The sequence below is a fragment of the Nocardioides seonyuensis genome (assembly GCF_004683965.1).
GTDB lineage: Bacteria > Actinomycetota > Actinomycetes > Propionibacteriales > Nocardioidaceae > Nocardioides > Nocardioides seonyuensis.
The window spans coordinates 1,426,843-1,449,718 of the sequence record NZ_CP038436.1 but is presented as its reverse complement, the minus strand read 5'-3'; the positions used below and the strand labels follow the sequence as shown (position 1 = coordinate 1,449,718).

Genomic DNA, 22,876 nt, shown 5'->3' with positions numbered 1-22,876 from the left:
GTCACAGGCTCCGGTCCACGAGGCGGTAGCGCATCGGCTCCGCGGTGGCGGTGCCGGCGGCGTCGTAGCCGTCGGTCGAGTCGCCCAGGGAGAGCAGGGTCTCGCGGGCGGAGCGGTAGCCCGCCGAGACGAGGTGGCGGTTGGAGTCGGCCAGCGTGGTGATCTCGGCGGTCACCGCCACGAACGCCTGACGGTGCTCGTCGAGGATCGTGGACCACGGCTCGTCCGCGGCCTCGGCCAGCGCGGCCAGGCTCGGGTTGTCGGCCATGCCCACCGAGGCGGCGGCGGCGTCGGCGGCAACGGCGCGCAGGACCTCGGTCTCGCGGATCTTGGCCAGCAGGCTGTCGATGTCACGGGCGGCGTGCGCCAGCCACGTGCTGCGGCCGCTCGAGAGCACGAGCTGCTCGACTTCCAGCCGGAAGTGCAGGTCCTCCAGGAGCTCGCGCTCACGCCAGAGCACCAGGGAGAGCCTCTCGATCGCCTCCATGGCGGAGCCTCCTCTCTCTGTGCCCGAGCGGGCAGCGTCGCTGACTGTCACGAGATCCCCATCGGACGCCGGGGACGACACCTGAGGGGTTGGTCCCCACGGTCTGGACCACGTCGGGGAACAGGTCTGGACCACCCGGCATGGCCCGTTCGGGTCATGGTCCCCCGGGACCCCGGTCCCCAGTTGGTCCGCGGGGCCTGGGAAATCAAAGGTTTCATCAACTTTGTGTAAAGAAGGACCCAAGTATCTGTCTTGTGCAGCCGACAGACAGCCCTCGCGACATCACCGTCGACGACCTGGTGACCTCCAACATCCCGCTCGTGGGACACCTCGTGCGAGAGACCCTCGCCAGGGTCCCCGGCCACGTCGACCGCGACGACCTGACCTCCGCCGGTCTCACGGCGCTGGTCCAGGCCGCCCAGGCCTACGACGCCGAGCGCGGGGTGCCGTTCGCCCGCTACGCCGCCACCCGGGTGCGCGGTGCATTGCTCGACGAGCTGCGCGGCGTGGACTGGGCCACAAGGGGAGTACGACGTCGTGCTCGCGACCTGGACGAGACCCGCACGAGGCTCACCTACTCGCTCGGCCGCACCCCTACCGACAAGGAGGTCGCCGGTGCGCTCGGCATGCCCCTCGAGGAGGTTCTCGCCAACAAGGAGGACATCGCCCGGGCCCAGGTCCTCTCCCTGGAGGCCGGCGAGGAGCAGGGCTCCTTCGCCGAGGTCCTCCCGTCGCGGACCCCGACCCCCGAGCAGGCGCTCGAGCACGACGAGCTGCTGAGCTACCTCGGTGACGCCGTGGCCGAGCTCCCCGCGAAGCTGCGCATCGTCGTCGAGGGCTACTTCCTCGCAGAGCGCCCGATGGCCGAGCTGGCCGCCGAGCTCGGCGTGAGCGAGTCCAGGGTCTCCCAGCTGCGTGCCGAGGCCATGGTCCTGCTGCGCGACGGCATCAACTCCCAGCTCGACCCGCACCTCGTGCAGCGTCACGAGCGCCCGGAGGGCGTCGCCGCCCGCCGCCGCGAGGCCTACTACGCGGCCGTCGCCGAGCGCCACGCCGTGGTGCGCCCCGCCGCTGCACGCTTCGCCACCAGCGCCTGATCCACACCACCCGAAGAGGGCGGAACGAAGTCCGCAAAGAAGTTCTGCCGAAATCCTCAGACCAATGAGGGGCTGACCGATCAGCACCTCGACGGAGTCCACGGACGGACTCCAGCTCCATCAGACTCCCTAGGAAAGGAATCCATCATGGGTCTCCGCATCAACCAGAACATCGACGCCTTCAACTCGTACCGCAACCTGTCGGTCACGCAGGGCCAGATGTCCAAGTCGCTCGAGAAGCTGTCGAGCGGATTCCGCATCAACCGGGCCGCCGACGACGCCGCCGGCCTGGCCATCTCCGAGGGCCTGCGCTCGCAGGTCGGTGGCCTCAAGGTCGCCGCCCGCAACGCGCAGGACGGCATCTCGGTCGTCCAGACCGCAGAAGGTGCGCTGACCGAGGTCCACTCGATCCTGCAGCGTCTGCGTGACCTGGGTGTCCAGGGCGCCAACGACAGCAACAACACCGAGGCTCGCGCCAACATCAAGACCGAGGCCGACAGCCTCGTCAAGGAGCTCGGTCGGATCGGCGACTCGACCAACTTCAACGGTGCCAAGCTGCTCGACGGCTCCGCCGGCACGATGCACTTCCAGGTCGGTGCCGACGGCGACGCCAACAGCCGCATCTCGGTCGACCTGTCCGGTGCGAACGTCAAGGGCATCTCCAACACCCTGAGCGCTCCCACCACCGGTGCCACCATGGACGTCCTCACCCCGACCGACGTGACCGGCACGATGACGTTCAGCACCCGCAGTGTCGTGGGCGGCAACAACGTCGACACCACCATCACCACCGCCAACCTGGGTGCCGCTGGCACCTACAAGACGGTCGGTGAGCTGGCTGACGCCCTCAACAAGGACGCCGCGTTCTCCGGGGAGCTCAGCGCCTCGGTGAACAAGGACAACCAGCTGGTCGTCACCGCCAAGGACGGCGCGGCCGTGTTCGGTGGCGCCGCCGCCGGCACCCACGCCGCCGCAGGTACGGGCGCCGCGGCGTCCACCGCGGTCGTCGCAGGTCCCGGCACCGGACTGGACTTCAGCACCGCTGACGGAGCCCAGGCCGCGATCAAGACGGTCGACGCGCAGATCAAGAACGTCTCCACCGCTCGCGCCGGCCTGGGTGCCATGCAGAACCGGTTCGAGCACACCATCAACAACCTCAACGTGGCCGTCGAGAACCTGTCGGCCTCCGAGAGCCGGATCCGCGACACCGACATGGCTCAGGAGATGATGAGCTTCACTCGGGCGCAGATCCTGTCGCAGGCGGGCACCGCGATGCTCGCCCAGGCCAACCAGGCCCCCCAGGGTGTGCTGTCTCTGCTCCGCTGACGACTAGCCAGCTAGAGCAACCAGCATCCCCCGTGGACGACGGGTGGGCCCCCTCCCCCCTGGCCCGCCCGTCGTCCGTCCGGGACGCATGTCCCGTCAGTCCTGAGGAGGCATCATGAGCGGATCCGCGAGCATCGGCGGACTGGCGAGCGGACTCGACACCGTCTCGATCGTCAACCAGCTCATGCAGCTCGAGGCCGTGCCCCAGTCGCGCATGCAGACCCGGGTGAGCACCGAGCAGCGCGCCGTCAACGCGATGCAGACCCTCAACAGCCGCCTCGCCTCGCTGGCCACCACGGCCGCCGACCTCGCCAAGCCGACTGCGTGGAGCAAGCTCACCGCGACCTCCTCCCTCAAGGACGTCACCGTCACCGTCGGGGCCAGCGCCGCGGCGGGGGCGTTCAGCGTCCAGGTCGACCGCACGGCTCTGAGCCACCGGCTCGAGCACGCCAGCGCCGTGGGCTACGACGCTCCTGGCACGGTTCCGACGTCGGTCAGGATCGACCGGCTCGACGGGACGGTGGCGCAGGACCTGACCACCGACGGCACCCTCCGCGGCCTGGTCACCGCGATCAACGACCCCGCCAACAAGACCGGCCTTCGGGCCACCGCCGTACGAGTCGGTGCCGACGCCTCCGGCCAGGACCAGTTCCGCCTCGTCGTCGAGTCGGTCGCCACCGGTGCCTCGTCAGACTTCACACTCCGCGACGCCGCCGACGGGACCTCACCGATCCTCGGTGGGGCGAGCACCCGGGTCGGCCGCGACGCCCAGGTCACCGTGGGCGGTGGCATCGTCGCCACCTCGGCGACCAACACGTTCAAGGACCTGGTGCCCGGCGTCGACATCACCCTCGGCGCAGCCGCCACCGGCCTCGCCGACATCGAGCTGAAACTGGATCCGGCCGCCACCATCCGGTCGGTGAAGTCCGCCGTCGACGCCATCAACTCCGTGCTCACGGAGATCGACTCGCTCACCTCCTACAACCCTGCGACCAAGGCCAAGGGCATGCTGGCCGGTGACTCCAGCGTCCGCGAGCTGCGCGGCCGCCTCCTCGACACCGTCTTCCCGACCGACGGCACCAGCCTCTCCACCCTGGGGATCCAGACCGACAAGAACGGCCGTCTGGTCCTCGACGAGGCCAAGCTGAGCGAGGCCTACAAGGCCGACCCGGACGCCGTGCAGCGGCGGCTCACCGCCGACGGGACGGGGTTCCTCGACCGGGTCGCCGAGGTGGCCACCGCCGCCAGCGACAAGGCGACCGGGACGCTCACCCAGGCCATCACCGGCCGCACCAGCACGATCGAGAGGCTCAACGACGGCATCGAGGCCTGGGACCTGCGACTGGAGCTGCGACGGACCGCACTCACTCGCCAGTTCACCGCCCTCGAGACCGCGCTGAGCCAGATGAACAGCCAGTCCTCGTGGCTGGCCGGCCAGATCTCCAGCCTCGCGTCATCATCGGGAAGCTAAGGAAGGCACCCCATGAACACCACCACGAACCCCTACCTGCAGGCCTCGGTGCAGACCGCGAGCCCCTCGCGACTGCTCGTGATGCTGTACGACAGGCTGGTCCTGGACTGCCGCCGGGCCCTCGAGGCCCAGGAGGCCGGCAACCACCCGGCCGCCCATGGTGCCCTCACCCACGCCCAGGACATCGTGGCCGAGCTGCAGGGCAGCCTGCGACCCGAACTGTGGGACGGCGCGGAGATGCTGAACAGCCTCTACTCCCACCTCCTCGTCCAGCTCGTGCAGGCCAACGTGCAGCGCGACGCCGCGCTGACCACCCACTGCCTCGACCTGGTCACCGGTCTGGCGGACGCCTGGCGCCAGGCGGCCATGGACAACGCGAAGTCCGCGTGAACCCCGAGCACCGCACCTGGACGCAGGCGCTCGAGCTCCTCGAGCGCGACCTCGACGACGCCGTCCGGCTCCTCGAGCGCGGCGTCGATCCCACGCACGACCCGCGTGCCCTGAGGTGGCGACCGCCCGTCGTCCGGGGACCGCTCCCCGACGACCTCCTCGAGCGGGCGCAACGCCTCGTCGAGCGCCAGCAGCTCGTGAGGGCCCAGCTGGAGCGCGCGGCCGCGACCGCGAAGGCCGAGCTGGACGGCTCGCCGTACCCCCGCGCCTCCCAGCCGATGGGGCTGCCGGCGTACTTCGACGTCTCGGCCTAGTCACCTCGTATAGCCCGATCGGGTGGTGCGGGTCCCGACCATGGTCCCGACCTCGAAGAACACGGCGGGTTTCCCTCAGCCACGTCAACGGGACGCCGATTCGGACCGAGAGCAAGGAACGCTCGCACCCCCCCGCCGAAGGACCGGCACTGATCTCCTGGAGGAGACCCCGTGTCCTTTGGCATGCCAGATGCCGTGTCGTCCGTCCTTGCGACGACCCTCGACGGCCTCGCGACCCGTCAGAGCGTGATCGCCGACAACATCGCGAACGTCGACACCCCCGGCTTCCGGGCGGTCAGCGTCGACTTCGAGTCGAGCCTGAGCGCGGCCCTCCAGCGCGGCGAGATGCCCACCTCCGGGGTGAGCGCGTCGACGCTTCCGTCCAACGCCCCGGCCGGCACCGACGGCAACAACGTCGACCTGCGCCAGGAGACGCTCTCGGCGGTCCAGACGCAGTTCCAGTACCAGATGATGACGCGCGCGGTGTCCGACCGCTTCTCGCTGGTCCGGACCGCAGCAGGTGCGGCCTGATGGGCGCCTTCGACATGCTGCGCATCGCCAACAGCAGCCTGGGCATGCACCAGACCTGGCTCGACTCGCTGGCCCACAACATCTCCAACGCGAACACGGTCACCTCGACCGCTGAGGACGCGTTCCAGGGCCAGATGGTGGTCGCGACCGCCCGTCCCGAGGGCGGCGTCGACGTCAGCGGCATCCGCCTCAGCGACGCCGAGGGCGTGCTGACCCACGCCCCCGACCACCCGCTGGCGGACGCCGACGGAATGGTCCGCCGGCCCGACATCGACATGACCGTCCAGATGAGCTCGCTCATCCAGGCCCAGCGCGGCTTCCAGGCCTCGGTCACCGTCACCAAGACCGCCCAGGACACCTACTCGGCAGCGATCCAGATCGGACAGGGACGATGAGCGTCAGCGGCATCGAGAGCATCGGGTTCACCCCCTACGTCGCACCCGTCGCGACGCCGTCGGCGGCGCCCGCGGCGACCAGCGGCCCCAGCAGCGAGTTCGGCAGCATGCTGGTCGACGGCATCGAGCGCCTGGAGGGCCTGCAGGACAAGGCTGACTCGCTGGCCGTCCAGGCCGCCTCCGGCACCCTGCCCAACATCCACGACTACACCCTCGCCGCGACCGAGGCCGAGGTCGCCACCAAGCTGACCGTCGCCGTGCGCAACAAGGCCATCGAGGCGTTCACCGAGATCATGCGGATGCAGGTCGGATGAGAACCGGAGTCACGCGCGCGCTCGAGGGGCCCCTCAGCTCCTTCAAGGCCTTCAGCGCCGGCCAGAAGGTCGTTGCCGTCGTCGGGACCCTGGCCCTGCTGCTCGCCGCCTTCATGGTGTTCCGCTGGGCGTCGGCACCGTCCTACGCCCCTCTCTACACGAACCTGTCGTCCGAGGACGCCGCCGCGGTCGTCGAGCAGCTCGACGCCGACGGCGTGCCGTACGAGATCGGTGGTGGTGGCGGCACGATCTCGGTGCCGCGCAAGGACGTCTACTCCACCCGGATCGCCCTCAGCGGCGAGGGGCTGCCCTCCGAGAGCAGCGAGGGTGGCTACGCCCTGCTCGACGGCCAGGACATCTCGACCTCGCAGTTCAAGGAGCAGACCGACTTCAAGCGCGCGATGGAGGGCGAGCTCGCCGCCACGGTCGAGGCAATCGACGGCGTCGACACCGCCGTGGTCCACCTCGCCCTGCCGCCCAAGCAGGTCTTCGCCGAGGAGCAGGAGCCGGCCACGGCCTCGATCCTCGTCGACACCCACGCCGGCACCGAGCTCGGCGCCGACCAGGTCCAGGGCGTCGTCCACCTGGTCGCCTCCAGCATCGACGGGCTCGACCCCTCGAAGGTCACCGTGACCGACTCGGCCGGCCGCGTGCTGACCGACGGCGAGGGAGCCAACGGCTCCGCGAGCGGTCAGTACCGTCAGGTCCAGGAGTACCAGGACCAGCTCAACGGCAAGGTGCAGTCGATGCTCGACCGGGTCTTCGGCCCCGGCAACAGCACCGTCCAGGTCACCGCGGTGCTCGACTTCGACCGCAAGGTCACCGAGTCCACGACCTACGGCCGGCAGCAGCGGGTCCCCACCCTGGCTGAGTCGAAGCAGAAGGAGACCTACTCGGGCGGGGCCGGTGCCGGGCAGGCGAGCGGCGTCGTCGGGCCCGACGCCCAGCTGGAGACCAACGGCGGGGGCGCTGACGGCAGCTACAACAACTCCGCCACGGTGCGCGAGAACGGCGTGGACAAGGTCGTGGAGCAGGCCGAGGCCGCCCCGGGCTCGGTCGAGAACCTCCACGCGGCCGTCGTCGTCGACACCAACGCCGAGGTCGCTGTCGACCCGGCCGAGATCGAGGACCTGGTCGCCGCGGCGATCGGGCTCGACACCGAGCGCGGCGACTCCATCCAGACCTCCGTCGTGCCCTTCGACAACTCCGTCGAGGAGGCCAACCTGGCAGCCCTCGCGGCGGCCAAGGAGGCCGACGCGGCTGCAGCCCGCAACACCTGGATCCGCAACGGCGTGCTGGGTGGCGTCGTGCTCCTGCTCCTGGGGCTCGTCTGGCGCCGTTCGCGCAAGAACAGCAGCGCCCGCGAGGAGGCGACGTCCTACGTCGTCGAGCAGCTTCGCCAGGAGCAGGCCGACCGTGCCGCCCTCGCTGCCCAGCAGCGCCTCGACGCCGAGGCAGCGCTGCAGCTCTCCTCCGCACCCGTCCCGTCGAGCGCCGAGACGGAGATGCGCGAGGAGCTCGCCGCCCTGGTCGAGCGCCAGCCGGATGAAGTCGCTGCCCTCCTGCGCGGCTGGCTGGTGGAGCGGTCGTGACGTCGGTGGTGGCCGGGCTCGGCGCCCGGAAGGCGGCGATCGTGCTCGTCAAGCTCGGCAAGGAGAATGCCGCGAAGGTCCTCGCTCACATGAGCGAGGAGGAGGTCGAGTCGATCTCCGCCGAGATCGCCCAGCTCGCCGCGGTGGAGGCGGACGAGATCCGCCAGGTGATGGGGGAGTTCGGCGCGTTGCTGAGCGCGCGGGAGCACATGCTCCAGGGCGGCATCGAGTACGCCCGTGAGCTGCTGCGCGCCTCGCTCGGCGAGGACCGGGCCGAGGAGGCGCTGCAACGCCTCAACGCCATGGCCATCCAGCTGCCGTTCCAGTTCCTCCAGCGGGCCGACCCGGCGCAGCTGCGCTCCTTCATCCGCGACGAGCACCCGCAGGTCATCGCCCTGGTCCTCGCGCACATGTCCGCCGAGAAGGCGTCCCTGGTGCTGTCGGGCCTCTCCCCGGAGCTGCAGGCCGAGATCGCCCACCGCATCGCGGTGATGGATCGCGCCAACCCCGACACGGTGGGCGTCGTGGAGACGGTGCTCGAGCGGCGCCTGTCCTCGGTGCTGCACCCGTCCTCGTCGTCGCGCGTGGGTGGTGTGGGGCCGCTGGTGAACATCATCAACCGCGCCGACCGCTCGACCGAGCGGCAGATCGTCGAGGGCCTCGAGGCGCTCGACGCCGCCCTCGCCGAGGAGGTCCGCAGCCGGATGTTCATGTTCGAGGACATCGTGAGCCTCGGCGACCGTGACGTGCAGCTGGTGCTGCGCAAGGTGGACAGCGCCGAGCTGGCCCTCGCGCTCAAGGGAGTCGGCGAGGCCGTGCGCGACAAGATCACGACCAACCTCTCCGAGCGGGCCGCGCAGAACGTCCTCGAGGAGGTCGACATGCTCGGCTCCGTCCGGCTCTCGCAGGTCGAGGAGGCGCAGCAGGCGATCATCCGCACCATCCGCACGCTCGAGGAGAGCGGCGAGATCGTGGTCAGGCGAGGAGGCGACGATGAGTTCGTCGAGTGACACCCTCGTGCTGCGCGACCCCGGCGCGGCCGGGGTGACGGACCTCCGCATGCCCGACCTGCGGTACGACACCGCCGGTCACGACGGCGGTCGCAGTGGCAGCGCCGACCCCTTCCTCGAGGAGCTCGCCGACTCGGTCAGCAACGCTGCTCGGGCGCAGGGCTACGCGACCGGATGGGCCCAGGGACACCGTGACGCCGAGGTCGCCCTCGAGCTGGAGACCGAGGCCGCCGCGGAGCGTGAGCGGACTCGTGCCGCGGAGCACGCCGAGTGCCTGGCGGCGCTGCGTCGTGCCGCCGAGGTCGCGCAGCAGGAGCTGGCGCACGTATGCCGTCGTGTGGACGAGCAGGCCCTGGAGCTGGCGCTGGAGCTGACCCGCGAGCTCGTGGGGTCCGTCGTGCCCGACCCCGCGCACGTCGTCGACCGGGTCGCAGGCCTCCTCCCCGAGCACGACGTGTGCTCGGTGCGCCTGCACCCCGACGTGGCGCTCGCCGCCGACGAGCTCCGGGAGCTGGGGGTCACCGTCGTGGCGGACCCCACCCTCGAGCGCGCCGACGCGGTCGCCCAGGCCGACGACCACGTCGTCGACCTGCGGGTCGAAGGCGTCCTGGAGCGGTTGCGCGAGGTCCTGTCGTGACCCTCCTGACCGACGAGACGAGGGCCCGTGCCCTCGCAGCGACCGCACCCGTGGTGCTGGGCCAGGTGGCCGAGCTGCTCGGGCTGCAGGTCCGGGTCACCGGCCTGCGCGCGGCCGTGGGCGACCTGGTCGCCATTCAGGGCAGCACCCAGGTGCTCGCCGAGGTCGCGGCCAGCGGCCCGGCCGGCCTCACGTGCCTCCCGCTGGGTGCCACCGCCGGGCTCTGCGTCAGCGACGTCGTACGCCACACCGGTGGCCCGCTGCGGGTCCGCGTCGGCGACAGCCTGCGCGGGCGCGTCCTCGACGGCCTCGGCCGCCCGATCGACGGCGGCCCGCCGATCGACCACCTCTCGCTGGTCAGCGTCACCAACTCGGCCCCGCCCGCGCTGAGCCGTCCCCGCATCGACCACCAGCTCGGACTGGGCGTGCGCGCCCTGGACGCCATGACGCCGGTCGGCCGCGGACAGCGCATCGGCATCATGGCCGGCTCGGGCGTCGGCAAGTCGAGCCTGCTCTCCATGGTCGCGCGCGGCACCGACGCCGAGGTCTCGGTGATCGCCCTGGTGGGCGAGCGCGGCCGCGAGGTGCGCGAGTTCATCGAGAACGACATCGGCCCCGAGGGCCTCGCCCGATCCGTCGTGGTCGTCGCGACCTCCGACGCGCCGCCGGTCGAGCGGCTCCGTGCCGCCTCGGTCGCCACCCGCATCGCGGAGTGGTTCCGCGACGACGGGCGCCACGTCGTCCTGATGATGGACAGCCTCACCCGCGTCGCCATGGCCCAGCGCGAGATCGGCCTGTCCGCGGGGGAGCCGCCGGCCACCCGCGGCTACCCGCCGAGCGTGTTCACCCTCATGCCCCAGCTGCTCGAGCGGGCCGGCACCTCCGACCGCGGCAGCATCACCGGCCTCTACACCGTCCTCGTGGAGGGCGACGACATGCAGGACCCGATCGGCGACACCGCGCGGTCGATCCTCGACGGGCACATCGTCCTCTCGCGGCGGCTGGCCACGGCTGGCCACTTCCCCAGCATCGACGTGCTCGAGTCGATCTCCCGCTGCACCACCGCCGTCACCGGCCAGGAGCAGCGCGCCGACGCCACCCGGCTGCGTCGCCTGATGGCGGCCCACCGATCCGTGCGCGAGCTCGTCGAGATCGGCGCCTACGTCCCGGGGGCCGACCCCGACGCCGACGTCGCACTGGCCCGCAGGGCCGGCATCGACTCGTTCCTCCGCCAGGACATGGACGACCAGACGTCGCTCGCGGACACGTGGCGACTCCTCGGTGAGCTGGTGGCGTGATGGCCCGGACCCGAGACAACGACCCGGACGCCGGCATGCGCGCCGTCGCCCGTGTGCGCTCCGTGCGCGAGCAGGACAGCCGGCTGGGCCTGGGCCGGGCCGCCGCCGACGAGCGGGAGGCAGCGCGTCGACTGGACGCCGTACGCACCCGGCTCGCCCAGACGACCCTCCCCGAGACGGTCGACCCGGCCCGGTTCGCGCTCGGACGCCTCGGCGTCGCCGCCATGGCCGGCGAGGTGACCCTCGCTGACAAGGCCCTCGCCACCGCCGGCACCGTGACCACGGCCGCCCGGGCCCACTGGCAGCACGACAAGACCCGGCTCTCCGCCGTCGAGCTCCTGCTGGAGCGGCGCGAGGCCGAGCGCCGCGCCGAGCGGGACCGGCGCGAGACCGCCGAGGTCGACGACCTGGTCGCCAGCCGCTGGCTGCGCGACCGCCGCACCCTCATCGACCAGGAAGGTACGTCGTGACCGTCACCGACGTGACCGCCCGGATCGCACAGATCCAGGCTCAGATCGCACTCCTGCCCGGCTCGAGCTCGACCACGGTCGGCACTACGTCGTTCTCCGGTGTCCTCTCCCGGACGGCCGTCGGCGCACCCGCGGCCGGCGACGCGCTCGGCGGACTGCCCGCCGGAGGCGCCGGTGGCGAGATGGGGCAGCAGGTCGTCGCCAACGCCAAGGAGATGCTCGGCCTGCCCTACGTCTGGGGCGGCAACGACCCCCAGCGCGGTGTCGACTGCTCCGGCCTGGTGCAGCAGGCCTTCAAGGCGGTCGGCATCGAGCTCCCGCGGCTCTCCGCCGACCAGGCGCGCTCCGGCACCGCAGTCCCGAGCATGGCGCAGGCCCAGCCCGGCGACCTCATCGCGTGGGACAACTCCAGCCGCAACGTCGGAGCCGACCACATCGCGATCTACATCGGCAACGGCCAGATGATCGAGGCGCCCCGTCCCGGCGGGCACGTCCAGGTCGTCCCCGTGACGAATCCCCCGGACTACATCCGGCGGGTGCTGCCCGAGGGTGCCTCGGCGCCGACCGGCGCAGTCGCCGCCGCGGGCGCGGTCAGCGGCCGCGTCTCCGCCGACACCCCCTACGCCGCGCTCTTCGAGGCAGCCGGTGCGACGCACGGGGTCGACCCGACGCTGCTGGCCGCGGTCGCGCGGCAGGAGTCGGCCTTCGACGCCGACGCGGTCAGCCCGGCAGGGGCCCAGGGCCTGATGCAGCTGATGCCCGGCACCGCCGCCGGACTCGGCGTCGCCAACCCCTTCGACCCGCCCCAGGCCGTCGACGGCGCCGCCCGCCTCCTCAACGACCTGCTCACGAGGTTCGGCCAGGTCGACCTCGCCCTGGCCGCCTACAACGCCGGACCCGGAGCCGTCATGCGCTACGACGGCGTCCCGCCCTACCCCGAGACCCGCAACTACGTCCAGTCGGTCATGGCCAGCTGGGGAGGAGCCGCATGAGCATCACCCCCATGACGACGGCGTCCACCGTCGCACCCGCCACGTCGACCGGTGAGGCCGGTGCGGCCGAGGGCGGCCCGGCCGACGGCACGTTCGCCGCGCTGGTCTCGAGCCTCCTGGGCGAGGGGCAGCCCACCCCGGCCGGCACCGGTGCCGCCGAGGCGGTCGTCGTACCCCCCGTCGTGTCCGAGGGGGAGACGGTCGAACCGACTGCCGCCGAGGGCACGCCCGCCGCAGGAGACGAGCAGGTCGTGGCTCCCGTCGCGACGCCCCTCTGGGCCACGCTCGCCACCCCGCTGGTGCCCACGCCCGTCACCGCCGCCCCGAGCGGTCTCCCGTCAGCCGACGAGTCGGTCGACTCGGGCACGGTCGCGGCCGAGGGCACTGTGGCCGGGGACCCGCTCGCGACCGCCCGCGCGCAGACACAGTCCACCTCGACGACAGCCACCCCGGCCGTCGTCGCAGCCGCCGGTCAGCCCGGTCTGCCGGGCACGGACCAGGGCGCCGCAGTCGAGGGCCCGTCCACGAGCACCCCCGGCTCCACCACGGACGTCGCGGCACCGGCGTCCGCCGACACGTCGCAGCGCGAGCCCGGCGACCAGCCGCCCGCCGCCGCGGCCCCCGCACGGGCGTCGGAGAACGAGGCGGCACCCGCGCCGGCGCCGGCTCCCACCGGAGTCGCACCGGCCGCCGCCGCGTCCGCGCCGGCGACGACTCCGACCACCACGTCCGGCACCGATGCCGCCCGCCCGGTCCCGGTCGTCTCCCAGCTCGCGCCGGAGGTCACCCGGATGGTGTCGCGCGGCAACGGCGTCCACCACGTCACCATGCTCCTGCAGCCCGAGGCGCTCGGCGAGGTGCGGGTCACCCTGACCGTCCGCAACGGCGAGGTGCTCGTCCGGCTCGCGGCCGGCGACGACGCCCAGCGGGCGCTCCTCGAGGGTGCCCCCGAGCTGCGACGGGTCCTCGAGCTCGCCGGCACCGGCGACGCGCGCGTCGTCGTGCGCGACCTCCCGAGCGCCACGCCGGGCAGCCAGCAGGGCTGGCCGTCGCCCGAGCGCTCCGCCCACCCCGACTCCTCCGGTGCCTTCGGCAGCGGCGGCGACACGAACGCGTCCGGCCGAGGCCGGACCGACGACCAGGACCAGCACGCACGGACGCGTGGTGGATCGACGGCCAGGGACGGCCTCACCGACGGAGCACACCCGCTCCGTCCCAACCCGGTCACCGATGCCTCGCGAGGCATCGACCTGACCATGTGAGGAGGGATCCCGTGAGCATCTCGGCAACAGAGGCGTTGACCCAGTCCAACGCGTTCGCCAGTGCCACCCCGTCGGCGACGGAGGCGCAGGAGGACAAGCAGATGTTCCTCGAGCTCATGGTGGCGCAGCTGCGCTACCAGGACCCGTTGAACCCCACCGACTCCGGGGAGTTCCTCGCCCAGTCGGCGCAGTTCACCGCCCTGGAGAAGATGCAGGACGTCGCCGACGGTGTCGGCGCGCTGCTCGGCACCCAGATGGCGTTCGGCGCCGGCGCGATGGTCGGCAAGCCCGTCAGCTGGGTCGACGCCGACGGCGTCACGACCCACACCGGAACCATCGACAACGTCACCTTCGGTGCCGAGGGCCCCGTCTTCGGGATCGGCGGTGTCGAGGTCAAGCTCGCGCAGCTCCTCTCCGTCGGCAGCCCCTCCACCGGCACTCCCGCCACACCCACCGAGTCCGTCCCGACCGACCCCACCGACCCCGCTGGCACTGCCGGCACCGCGGCCTGACGCCGCGACTGAAAGGACCACCGACATGCTCCGCTCACTCTTCTCCGGCATCAGCGGCCTTCGCGCCAACCAGACGATGCTCGACGTCACCGGCAACAACATCGCCAACGCCAACACCGTCGGCTTCAAGGCCAGCACCACCGTCTTCCAGGACACCCTGAGCCAGGTCATGCGCGGCGCCGCCGGCGCCAACGCGACCGAGGGCGGCACCAACCCGCTGCAGGTCGGCCTCGGCGTGCAGGTGGCCGCGACGCGTGGCAACTTCACCCAGGGCTCGGCCCAGGTCACCGGCAGCTCGACCGACCTCATGCTCCAGGGCGACGGGATGTTCGTCCTCGGGTCGGGCGCCGAGCGCGTCTACACCCGGGCCGGTGCGTTCAACTGGGACGAGTCCGGCAACCTGGTCGCCCCCAGCGGCAAGAAGGTCCAGGGCTACGCGCCCGGCGACCCCGGCGGCGCCCTCGTCGACATCAACATCGACGCCATCGCCGGCACCCTGCCCGCCGGCGTCGAGATGACGTCGTACTCCATCGGCAGCGACGGCGTCCTGCGCGGCACGTTCACCGACGACGTCCAGCGCGACATCGCCATCGTCGCGGTGGCCGACTTCACCAACCCGGCCGGCCTGGAGAAGGTCGGCGAGACGGCCTTCCGCGCCAGCGCCAACTCCGGGAACCCCGAGCTCGGCGTGGCCGGCGAGGGCGCCCGGGGCAGCCTGCTGGGTGGTGCCCTGGAGATGTCGAACGTCGACCTCGCCGCCGAGTTCACCAACCTGATCCTCGCCCAGCGCGGGTTCCAGGCGAGCTCGCGCGTGATCACGACCTCCGACCAGGTCCTCGAGGAGCTCGTCAACATCAAGCGCTGACCCGCGCACGGACGCCCCGCCGGAAGAGTCCGGTCGGGGCGTCCGGCATTTCTGCGGCGTTCCCTCAGGTCGCCGCGACCACGACCGATGAAGAGACACGAGACCCATGGACGGGTCTCGTCACACCGCACAGGGATGGTGCCGAAATGATCTTGTTGACCCGACTCTCAGGGACGGCGTTCGTGCTGAACGCCGACCTGATCGAGCGACTCGACAGCACCCCGGACACGATCGTCACGCTCGTGGACGACAAGAAGTACGTCGTCATGGAGCCGATGGACGAGATCGTCTCGCGTGTGTGCGCCTGGCGCAGCCGCATCATCGCGGGCAGCACCCAGCCCGACGACGCACGCCCCGCGGCCGGCCGCTCGCACCTCTCCGCAGTCTCCGCCGACTCGACGCCCGAGGGGGTTCACTGATGGATCCGGCAACCCTGATCGGCATCATCCTCGCCTTCGTCGTCATCGTCGCCTCCAACATGATGGAGGGCGGCGACCCGATGTCGCTGCTCCTGCTCCCGCCGATGCTGCTGGTCTTCGGAGCCACCCTGGCCATCTGCTTCGCGGGAGGGACGGTCGCCGACGGCAAGGCGGCGATCGGCTCCCTCAAGCGGGCGTTCACCGCCAAGGCAGCCAACTCCGCCGAGCTGGTCCCGGTCATCGTCAAGCTGGCAGAGCGAGCACGCCGCGAGGGCCTGCTGGCGCTGGAGGACGAGCTGAAGAACGTCGACGACCCCTTCCTGGTGAAGGGGATGACGATGGCGATCGACGGCACCGACCCCGACGACGTGCGGGAGATCCTCGAGGCCGAGGTCCACGCCAAGAAGCTGCACGACAAGCAGGCGGCGAAGTTCTTCGCCGACGCCGGCGCCTACGCGCCCACCATCGGCATCGTCGGAACGGTCATGGGGCTGGTCCACGTGCTCGAGAACCTCGCCCAGCCCGAGGAGCTCGGGCACCTGATCGCCGCGGCGTTCCTCGCCACGCTGTGGGGCGTCTGCTCGGCCAACGCGCTCTGGCTGCCCATCAGCGCCCGGCTCAAGCGGCTCAGCGACCTCGAGACCACCCGGATGGAGCTGGCCATCGAGGGGATCGCCGCCATCCAGGCAGGCTCCAACTCCCGCATCATCGCCCAGAAGCTGACCTCCCTGCTCCCAGTTGCCCAGCAGGCCCACGCCGAGGCCGCCTGACATGGGAGCCAGGAAGCGGCCCGAGATCCATGAGGAGCACGAGAACCACGAGCGGTGGCTGGTCACCTACGCCGACATGGTGACGCTGCTGATGGTGCTCTTCATCGTCATGTTCGCCATGAGCGCGGTGGACGAGAAGAAGTTCAACGAGCTCAAGTCGGGGCTCGCCGCGGGCTTCGGGCAGTCGACCTCGGTGATGCAGGGATCGAGCTCGACCATGGACCACCCCGGCTCCTCGGCGGTCGCTCCTGTGCGCGCCGAGAACTTCGGCGGCTCGACCACCCTCGCCGAGCAGGCGAAGAAGGCCCTGGCCGCCCAGCGGAGGGTGGAGGCCGACGCCAAGACAGAGCGCGACCGGCTCGAGCAGCTGGGCCAGGAGCTCGACACCGCCCTGCGGCGCGCCGGCCTGCAGGACGACGTGACGCGCCTCATCGACGAGCGCGGTCTCGTCCTGAGCCTCACCTCGCGGCACGTGGTCTTCGAGCCCAACCGGGCCGAGCTGAGCAGTCGTGGCCGTCGGGTCCTGGACGTGATCACGCCCGTGCTCTCGCGCGCCGACGAGGACCTGCGCATCGACGGCCACACCAACCAGGTGCCCGTGAAGCCCAAGTACTTCGCCACCGACTGGGACCTCTCCTCGGCGCGGGCGATCGAGGTGCTGCGCCACCTCAACGAGAGGGGCGGCATCCCCGGCAAGCGGCTCAGCGCCTCCGCCTTCGGCCACGAGGTCCCGCTCGTCGACCCCGCGAAGCCCGGCTCCCAGCGGGTGAACAAGCGCGTGGACATCGTCGTCCTCTCCGACCTGCCGGCTGCTGCCCGCGAGCTCCTGGACGACGCCCCCGCGGGCGGGCCGGTCATCATCCCCAGCATCCAGCCAGAGATCGACGGAGGAATGTCATGAGCACCACGATGACCCGCCCAGCGGAGCCGGAGACGGCGGACGAGGCGAAGGGCGGCAAGAAGAAGAAGCTCATCATCATCGTCGTCGCGCTGCTCGTCGCCGGGGCGGCGGGCTGGTGGTTCTTCCTCAAGCCGAGCGGAGCTGCCGCCGAGCCGGTCGCGGGCGAGGTCGTCACCCTGGAGGCGATCCAGGTCAACCTGGCCGGCGGCCACTACCTCCGGATCGGAGTGGCCCTCCAGCTCACGGCCGACGCGCACGAGGTCGACGGCAGCGCGGCGCTCGACACGGTGATCGACCTGTTCAGCGGCGCCGACCACGCCGACCTGGTCAAGTCGGACACCCGCGAGGAGTACAAGCACAAGCTGGAGAAGGCTCTGCACGAGGACTACCACGGCGACGTGATGGAGGTGTACTTCACCGACTTCGTCACCCAGTGACGCCACTCACCCGTCCGGTTCGGGGCGCGGATCCCTCAGGTCCATGCCGCCGCGGCCGATACGGGACTCGTGACGCTCCTCGACTCCTCCCGCCGCACGTCGTACGGCGACGCCCGAGCACGCCGCCGCGCCGGCTCGGGTGCGGAGCCGACCCCCTATGACTTCCGGCGCCCCATCCAGCTCTCCCGCGAGCACTCCCGCACGCTCCAGGTGACGCTGGACAGCTTCGCGCGCCAGTCGGCGACCGTCTTCACGGCCGCGCTCCGCACCGTCTGCACGACCCAGCTCCTCGGCGTCGCCCAGCAGCAGTACGCGGAGTACGTCGACACGCTCGACCCGACCACCTACCTGGTGAAGTTCTCGGCCGAGCCGATCGCCGGCCTCGGGCTGCTCAACCTGCCGCTGCCCGCGGTGATGAGCACCATCGACCACATGCTCGGAGGGCCGGGCGCGGACGAGCAGCCGCTGCGCCCCCTCACCGACATCGAGAGCGCCGTCGTGCAGAGCCTGCTCGACCGTGTCCTCGGCGAGCTGCAGTACAGCCTCGCCGCCATCGTCGAGGCCGACGCCCAGCGCATCGGGGTCGAGTACAGCCCGCAGCTGGCCCAGGTCGCCGGCCCGTCCGACACGATGGTCGTGGCGTCCTTCGACCTGGTCATCAAGGAGCGCAGCCACCGCGTGACGCTGGCCCTGCCCTTCACCGGCCTGCACCCGCACCTGGTCCGCTCGGCTGCCCCCTCGCCCGTCTCGTCGCGCGAGCGTGACCAGCGTGCGCTGGCCGCCGAGCAGGTGGACCGGCGCTTCCGCGGCGTCCCTGTCGAGGCCGCCGTCCGCTTCCGCCCGACCCGCCTGGACCCCGACACCCTGAGCAGCCTCGCCGTCGGCGACGTGCTGCGGCTCTCCCACCCGTCGACCGCGCCCCTGGACGTCATGGTCGGCGACACCACCTTTGCCCACGCCACCCCCGGCACCCACGGCACGCGGCTGGCGGCGCTCGTCGTCAGCACGTCCAAGGAGAACGCATGACCACCACCCTCCCCGAGTCCGTCACCAGCGCAGCGGCCGAGGCCGTCGCGGCGGTGCTCCCCGCGCCGACCCAGCTGGTGGCCGGCGCGCCCGTCGTGGGCGACGCCGCTGCTGTCGCCGAGTACGCCGGTGCTGCCGTGGCCGAGCTGCTCCTGCCGGGTGCCCCCCGCGTGGCGGTCCTCGTCGGCGCCGAGCTCGTCGAGGCGCTGGCGGCCAGCCCGATGGGCGGTCTCGACCTGGCGGCCGCCACCCAGCCTGCCCTCGATGCGGCTGCCGCGGCCCTCGGAGCCTCGTGCGGCACCGCTCGCGAAGTCTCCCTCGACCAGGTGGGCGCCGAGATCGGCGGCTCGTTCGCGCTGGTCCCGCTCCTCGGCGGCGGTACGCCCGCCGGCGCGCTGCTGGTCTCCGACGCCGCGACCGCCTCGGCGGCAGCCGTCGAGTCCGGCGGCGTCCCCCCCGTGCTGCAGTCGCCCGCGATGGGCTCGGCCCAGGGCATGGCGGCCAGCCGCGGCATCGAGATGCTGCACGGCGTCGACATGGAGGTCACCGTCGAGCTCGGCCGGACCCACCTCACGGTCCGCGAGCTCCTCGCCCTCTCCCCGGGTGCCGTCCTCGAGCTCGACCGCGCGGCCGGCAGTCCCGCCGACCTCCTCGTCAACGGTCGCCTGATCGCACGTGGTGAGGTCGTCGTCGTCGACGAGAACTTCGGTCTGCGGGTGACCGAGATCCTCGACGAGACAGCTGTCGGCTGACGTGCTCGAGCTGATCATCCGACTGGTCGCCTCCCTGGCGGTCGTCGTCGGCCTGATGCTGCTGCTCGCCCGCTTCATGGGCAAGCGGTACGGCGGCCGCGCCGGCGCTCCGGTGCAGGTGCTGCACCGCCAGCCGCTCTCCCGCAGCTCCTCGGTCGCCGTCATCACCGTCGGCAGCCGCGTGCTCGTCGTGGGCACCACCGACCACCAGGTCAGCCTGCTGACCGAGCTGGACCCCGACGAGCTGGAGCTCACGACGGTGGCTCTCGAGACCGAGGACGTCGCCCTCGAGGACGACGCGATCCAGGTCCCGCTCGCGAACAGCCGCAAGCCGGTCGGCTCGGGCGCCGGCGCCCAGGCCGGACCCCTCAACGGCTCCCTGCTCTCACCCCAGACCTGGCGGCAGGCGTTGGCCGCAGCCAAGGACCGAGCCTCGTGAACCGCCTCCTCTCGGGTCTCCTCGTCGCGCTCTTCGCCGGCCTGTTCCTCTCGCTCGGTCCCCTGGCGACCCCCGCCCAGGCCGCGCCGGCCGGCTCGTCCGTCGCGGTCGTCGTACACCCCAGCGCCTCCGACCTCGTGGGTCCGGACGGTCCGCGTGGCCCCCGGGGGCCACGGACTCCGGGCACGGGCGGGGACAGCTCGGTGACCATCGAGCTGGACGGCCTGACCGACAAGCCCGGAACGCCGGTCACGGTGATCCTCGCGCTCTCGCTGCTGTCGCTGCTGCCCGCGATCCTGCTCACCTGCACCAGCTTCACCAAGGTGCTCATCGTGCTGGGCCTGACCCGCAACGCGCTCGGCCTCCAGGGCATCCCGCCCAACCAGGTGCTCGCCGGCCTCGCGCTGTTCCTCTCGCTGTTCATCATGGCGCCGGTGCTCGGCGAGGTGAACGACAAGGGCGTGCAGCCCTTCCTCGACGGTGACAAGACCGCGTCGCGGGCCTACGACTCCGGGGTCGAGCCGCTGCGCGACTTCATGCTTGGCCAGACCGGCGACGAGGAGCTGCGGCTGCTGACCAACGTCGCCGAGCGCGAGCTCCCCGAGAACCGGGAGGACGTGTCGATGGCGACCCTCGTGCCGGCGTTCATCCTGAGCGAGCTCAAGCAGGCGTTCATCATCGGCTTCGTCATCTTCATCCCCTTCCTGGTGATCGACATCGTCATCAGCGGTGCCCTGATGGCGCTCGGCATGATGATGATGCCGCCGGTCATGGTGTCGCTGCCCTTCAAGCTGCTCCTCTTCGTGCTGGTCGACGGGTGGGGACTTGTCATCACCTCCGTCGTCTCCAGCTATCAGTAGGCCGCGATGACCGACACCACCGTCATCAACATCGCCCTGCAGACCATGCTGGTCGCGCTGAAGCTGTCCGCGCCGATCCTCGTGACGTCGCTGGTCATCGGCTTCACCATCTCGCTCTTCCAGTCGATGACGCAGATCCAGGAGTTCACCCTCGCCTTCGTGCCCAAGCTCGTCGGCGTGGGTATCGCCCTGCTGATCTCGGGGAGCTGGATGCTGCGGACCCTGGTCGACTTCACCCAGGACCTCTTCGCCCTGCTCCCGACCCTGCTGGGCTGACCCGTGGGCCTGACCCTGAGCATCGCCGGCGAGCCGCTGCTGGCCTACCTGCTGGCCTCGGTGCGGATCGGCGCCTGGCTCGCCCTGGTGCCGCCCTTCGCCGGTCGGTCGGTTCCGCTGCCGGCGAAGGTGGTGCTCTCCCTGGGACTGGCGTTCGCGGTGGTGCCCTCGGTCGAGGGTGGCTCGATCCCGACCGGGACCGGCGAGCTCCTGGTCACGACGCTGACCCAGGTCGTCATCGGGTCCGCCCTGGGCCTGGTGACGTACATGCTGCTCGCCGCCATCGCCACTGCCGGCTCCCTGGTGGACACGTTCGGCGGCTTCCAGCTCGCCCAGGGCTTCGACCCGCTCTCGATGAACATGAACACCGTCTTCGGGAAGATGCACCAGATGCTGGCGGTGATGCTGCTCTTCGCCTCCGGCGGCCACCTCCTCGTGCTCGGTGGCCTGCTGCGGACCTTCGACCTGATGCCACTGGGGGAGTCGCCCGAGATCGAGGGTGCGGCCCACGTGATGATCACGGCGTTCGGGATGTTCTTCCTCACCGCCGTGCAGATCGCGCTGCCGCTGGTGGCGGTCCTCTTCGTCGCCGACCTCGGGCTGGCGATGCTCACCAAGGTGGCGCCCCAGCTCAACGCCATCAACGTGATGTTTCCCGCCAAGATCGGGCTCACGCTGCTCCTGCTGGGGCTGTCGTTCCCGGTGCTCCCGGAGGCCGTCGCCCGTCTCGTCGACCTGGCCAACGAGGCCCAGTGGACGCTCGTGGGCGGGGGGTGAGCGATGTCCGAGGAGAAGACCGAGAAGCCCACGGCCAAGAAGCGCAAGGAGTCCCGCAAGGAGGGACAGGTCGCGCGCACCCAGGAGTTCGGGGGCTGGGCGGCGCTGCTCGCGTTCGCGATGGCGCTCCCGCCGCTGATGAGGCACGAGCTGACCGCGCTCGCCGAGCTCATGCGCGACTGCTTCACCGTGCAGGGGGACGTCGAGGTGGCAGACGCCACGGCTCTCCTCGGACGGGGCTTCGAGCACGTGATGCTCACGCTCGTCATCCTCGGCTCGGGTGTGATGGTCCTCGGCGTCTCGGCGGCCCTGGCGCAGGGCGGCTTCTACGTCGCGTCCAAGAGTGCCAAGCCGTCGTTGAAGAGCTTGAACCTCTTCAAGGGTGCCAAGAGGGCCTTCGGCGGCCACGCCCTGTGGGAGGGCGCCAAGGTGCTGATCAAGAGCGCGGTGGTGGGTCTGGTGGTGTACGCCGCCATCCGGTCGATGGTGCCGCTCATCGGGGGGCTGGTCCCCATCTCGGCAGTGCTCGACGTCGTCCAGGACGAGGTGTTCGCGCTCATCCGCAACGTGGCGTTCGCAGGGATCCTGATGGCCGCGGCCGACTACGCGGTGATGCGCCGCCGCACCGGCAAGCAGACCCGGATGACCAAGGACGAGGTCAAGCGCGAGCACAAGCAGACCGAGGGCGACCCGCTGATCAAGGGCGCGATCCGCGCGCGGCAGCTCGCCGCCGCCCGCAGCCGCATGATGGCCGACATCCCCACCGCGGACGTGGTCCTCGTCAACCCCACCCACGTCGCGGTGGCCCTGCGCTACGAGGCCGAGAACGGCGCCCCCCGCGTGGTCGCCCGGGGTGCCGGCGCGGTGGCGCAGAGCATCCGTGAGCGGGCTACGGAGCACGGGGTGCCGCTGGTGCGCGACGTGCCCCTCGCGCGAGCCCTGCACCGCTCGACCGTCGTGGGCCAGGAGATCCCGGCCGAGCTCTACGCCGCGGTCGCGCAGGTCCTCGCGTTCGTCATCTCCCGGCGCAACGCCGGAGCGAAGGGCGGGCAGCACAGCACTCCCCGCCGGGGGGACGACCTGCCCGAGGTCGCACTGGCCGCCCGCCGCCGTCGCCAGGCTGCGCGCCCCGCCGTACGCCCCGCGGCACGCCCCGCGGCACTGCCGGCCACGAAACCCTCAGGACCCGGCGCGACCAGCCGATGAATCCCCTGATGCCAGGACGGCGTCAGCCGGTGCCATGGAGGGCGCCCAGT

29 protein-coding genes are annotated in these 22,876 nt (G+C 71.5%); 28 read left to right on the top strand and 1 reads right to left on the bottom strand.

From position 1 onward, the window contains the following. Position 1: 1 nt before the first annotated feature. On the bottom strand, positions 2-487 hold the full coding sequence (gene flgN / locus EXE58_RS07160; RefSeq protein WP_135267241.1) for a flagellar export chaperone FlgN: 486 nt from the start codon (positions 485-487) through the stop codon (positions 2-4). Between the two features lie 254 nt (positions 488-741). On the opposite strand from flgN, the gene EXE58_RS07155 reads away from it, so the two are divergent. The 28 genes from EXE58_RS07155 to EXE58_RS07020 all read left to right on the top strand — a co-directional run bounded on the left by EXE58_RS07155 (position 742) and on the right by EXE58_RS07020 (position 22,826). Next, positions 742-1,584: a sigma-70 family RNA polymerase sigma factor gene (locus tag EXE58_RS07155; RefSeq protein WP_244242468.1), complete on the top strand. Its 843-nt coding sequence runs from the start codon at positions 742-744 to the stop codon at positions 1,582-1,584. 147 nt (positions 1,585-1,731) lie between these two features. Beyond that, positions 1,732-2,910 (top strand): flagellin N-terminal helical domain-containing protein, encoded by a 1,179-nt coding sequence (locus EXE58_RS07150; protein WP_135267238.1) that lies wholly within the window; start codon positions 1,732-1,734, stop codon positions 2,908-2,910. A 115-nt stretch (positions 2,911-3,025) separates the two neighbouring features. Beyond that, positions 3,026-4,381 carry a flagellar filament capping protein FliD gene (gene fliD / locus EXE58_RS07145; protein WP_135267236.1) on the top strand — a complete coding sequence of 452 codons (1,356 nt, stop codon included), beginning with the start codon at positions 3,026-3,028 and terminating at the stop codon, positions 4,379-4,381. Positions 4,382-4,393: 12 nt separating this feature from the next. Beyond that, positions 4,394-4,771 carry a flagellar export chaperone FliS gene (gene fliS / locus EXE58_RS07140; RefSeq protein ID WP_135267234.1) on the top strand — a complete coding sequence of 126 codons (378 nt, stop codon included), beginning with the start codon at positions 4,394-4,396 and terminating at the stop codon, positions 4,769-4,771. Continuing rightward, positions 4,768-5,085, top strand: coding sequence for a hypothetical protein (locus EXE58_RS07135; protein ID WP_135267232.1), 318 nt, complete (start codon positions 4,768-4,770; stop codon positions 5,083-5,085). Before fliS ends, EXE58_RS07135 begins: the two co-directional genes overlap by 4 nt. A 195-nt stretch (positions 5,086-5,280) precedes the next feature. After that, positions 5,281-5,616: a flagellar basal body rod protein FlgB gene (flgB, locus tag EXE58_RS07130; protein WP_244242467.1), complete on the top strand. Its 336-nt coding sequence runs from the start codon at positions 5,281-5,283 to the stop codon at positions 5,614-5,616. Continuing rightward, positions 5,616-6,011: a flagellar basal body rod protein FlgC gene (locus EXE58_RS07125; protein ID WP_135267228.1), complete on the top strand. Its 396-nt coding sequence runs from the start codon at positions 5,616-5,618 to the stop codon at positions 6,009-6,011. Before flgB ends, EXE58_RS07125 begins: the two co-directional genes overlap by 1 nt. Beyond that, positions 6,008-6,325 carry a flagellar hook-basal body complex protein FliE gene (gene fliE, locus EXE58_RS07120; RefSeq protein WP_135267226.1) on the top strand — a complete coding sequence of 106 codons (318 nt, stop codon included), beginning with the start codon at positions 6,008-6,010 and terminating at the stop codon, positions 6,323-6,325. The genes EXE58_RS07125 and fliE overlap by 4 nt, the downstream gene beginning before the upstream one ends. Further along, entirely contained in the window at positions 6,322-7,917 is a 1,596-nt protein-coding gene (gene fliF, locus EXE58_RS07115; protein ID WP_135267224.1) for a flagellar basal-body MS-ring/collar protein FliF, read from the top strand. Before fliE ends, fliF begins: the two co-directional genes overlap by 4 nt. After that, positions 7,914-8,927, top strand: a complete 1,014-nt coding sequence (fliG, locus tag EXE58_RS07110) for a flagellar motor switch protein FliG (RefSeq protein ID WP_135267222.1) — start codon at positions 7,914-7,916, stop codon at positions 8,925-8,927. The genes fliF and fliG overlap by 4 nt, the downstream gene beginning before the upstream one ends. Continuing rightward, positions 8,911-9,564 carry a FliH/SctL family protein gene (locus tag EXE58_RS07105; protein ID WP_135267220.1) on the top strand — a complete coding sequence of 218 codons (654 nt, stop codon included), beginning with the start codon at positions 8,911-8,913 and terminating at the stop codon, positions 9,562-9,564. The genes fliG and EXE58_RS07105 overlap by 17 nt, the downstream gene beginning before the upstream one ends. Beyond that, a complete protein-coding gene (locus EXE58_RS07100; protein WP_135267218.1) occupies positions 9,561-10,862 on the top strand; it encodes a FliI/YscN family ATPase in 1,302 nt (433 codons plus the stop codon). The genes EXE58_RS07105 and EXE58_RS07100 overlap by 4 nt, the downstream gene beginning before the upstream one ends. Then, positions 10,862-11,332 carry a flagellar FliJ family protein gene (locus EXE58_RS07095; protein WP_135267216.1) on the top strand — a complete coding sequence of 157 codons (471 nt, stop codon included), beginning with the start codon at positions 10,862-10,864 and terminating at the stop codon, positions 11,330-11,332. Before EXE58_RS07100 ends, EXE58_RS07095 begins: the two co-directional genes overlap by 1 nt. Then, complete coding sequence (locus tag EXE58_RS07090) at positions 11,329-12,324, top strand: transglycosylase SLT domain-containing protein (protein ID WP_244242466.1); 996 nt, start codon at positions 11,329-11,331, stop codon at positions 12,322-12,324. Before EXE58_RS07095 ends, EXE58_RS07090 begins: the two co-directional genes overlap by 4 nt. Continuing rightward, positions 12,321-13,586, top strand: coding sequence for a flagellar hook-length control protein FliK (locus EXE58_RS07085; RefSeq protein WP_135267213.1), 1,266 nt, complete (start codon positions 12,321-12,323; stop codon positions 13,584-13,586). The genes EXE58_RS07090 and EXE58_RS07085 overlap by 4 nt, the downstream gene beginning before the upstream one ends. 11 nt (positions 13,587-13,597) lie before the next feature. After that, positions 13,598-14,098, top strand: coding sequence for a flagellar hook assembly protein FlgD (locus EXE58_RS07080; protein WP_167288734.1), 501 nt, complete (start codon positions 13,598-13,600; stop codon positions 14,096-14,098). A 25-nt stretch (positions 14,099-14,123) separates the two neighbouring features. Continuing rightward, positions 14,124-14,963 (top strand): flagellar hook-basal body complex protein, encoded by an 840-nt coding sequence (locus tag EXE58_RS07075; protein WP_135267210.1) that lies wholly within the window; start codon positions 14,124-14,126, stop codon positions 14,961-14,963. A gap of 146 nt (positions 14,964-15,109) precedes the next feature. Beyond that, positions 15,110-15,382, top strand: a complete 273-nt coding sequence (locus EXE58_RS07070; protein ID WP_135267208.1) for a flagellar FlbD family protein — start codon at positions 15,110-15,112, stop codon at positions 15,380-15,382. Beyond that, entirely contained in the window at positions 15,382-16,152 is a 771-nt protein-coding gene (locus tag EXE58_RS07065; protein WP_135267206.1) for a motility protein A, read from the top strand. The genes EXE58_RS07070 and EXE58_RS07065 overlap by 1 nt, the downstream gene beginning before the upstream one ends. Before the next feature lies 1 nt (position 16,153). Next, on the top strand, positions 16,154-17,053 hold the full coding sequence (locus EXE58_RS07060; RefSeq protein ID WP_135267204.1) for an OmpA/MotB family protein: 900 nt from the start codon (positions 16,154-16,156) through the stop codon (positions 17,051-17,053). Further along, positions 17,050-17,490 (top strand): flagellar basal body-associated FliL family protein, encoded by a 441-nt coding sequence (locus tag EXE58_RS07055; protein ID WP_244242465.1) that lies wholly within the window; start codon positions 17,050-17,052, stop codon positions 17,488-17,490. Before EXE58_RS07060 ends, EXE58_RS07055 begins: the two co-directional genes overlap by 4 nt. A 69-nt stretch (positions 17,491-17,559) precedes the next feature. Then, positions 17,560-18,516, top strand: a complete 957-nt coding sequence (locus tag EXE58_RS07050; RefSeq protein WP_244242464.1) for a flagellar motor switch protein FliM — start codon at positions 17,560-17,562, stop codon at positions 18,514-18,516. After that, complete coding sequence (fliN, locus tag EXE58_RS07045) at positions 18,513-19,268, top strand: flagellar motor switch protein FliN (RefSeq protein WP_135267201.1); 756 nt, start codon at positions 18,513-18,515, stop codon at positions 19,266-19,268. The genes EXE58_RS07050 and fliN overlap by 4 nt, the downstream gene beginning before the upstream one ends. A 1-nt stretch (position 19,269) precedes the next feature. After that, complete coding sequence (locus EXE58_RS07040; RefSeq protein ID WP_135267200.1) at positions 19,270-19,707, top strand: FliO/MopB family protein; 438 nt, start codon at positions 19,270-19,272, stop codon at positions 19,705-19,707. Further along, positions 19,704-20,567 (top strand): flagellar type III secretion system pore protein FliP, encoded by an 864-nt coding sequence (gene fliP, locus EXE58_RS07035; protein ID WP_244242463.1) that lies wholly within the window; start codon positions 19,704-19,706, stop codon positions 20,565-20,567. Before EXE58_RS07040 ends, fliP begins: the two co-directional genes overlap by 4 nt. A gap of 6 nt (positions 20,568-20,573) precedes the next feature. Beyond that, positions 20,574-20,843, top strand: coding sequence for a flagellar biosynthesis protein FliQ (gene fliQ / locus EXE58_RS07030; RefSeq protein ID WP_135267199.1), 270 nt, complete (start codon positions 20,574-20,576; stop codon positions 20,841-20,843). Positions 20,844-20,846: 3 nt separating this feature from the next. Next, the gene (locus EXE58_RS07025; protein ID WP_244242462.1) at positions 20,847-21,620 is read left to right on the top strand and encodes a flagellar biosynthetic protein FliR; all 774 of its coding nucleotides are present in this window, start codon (positions 20,847-20,849) and stop codon (positions 21,618-21,620) included. 3 nt (positions 21,621-21,623) lie between these two features. Then, a complete protein-coding gene (locus EXE58_RS07020) occupies positions 21,624-22,826 on the top strand; it encodes an EscU/YscU/HrcU family type III secretion system export apparatus switch protein (protein ID WP_135267197.1) in 1,203 nt (400 codons plus the stop codon). The last annotated feature ends 50 nt before the right edge of the window (positions 22,827-22,876 follow it).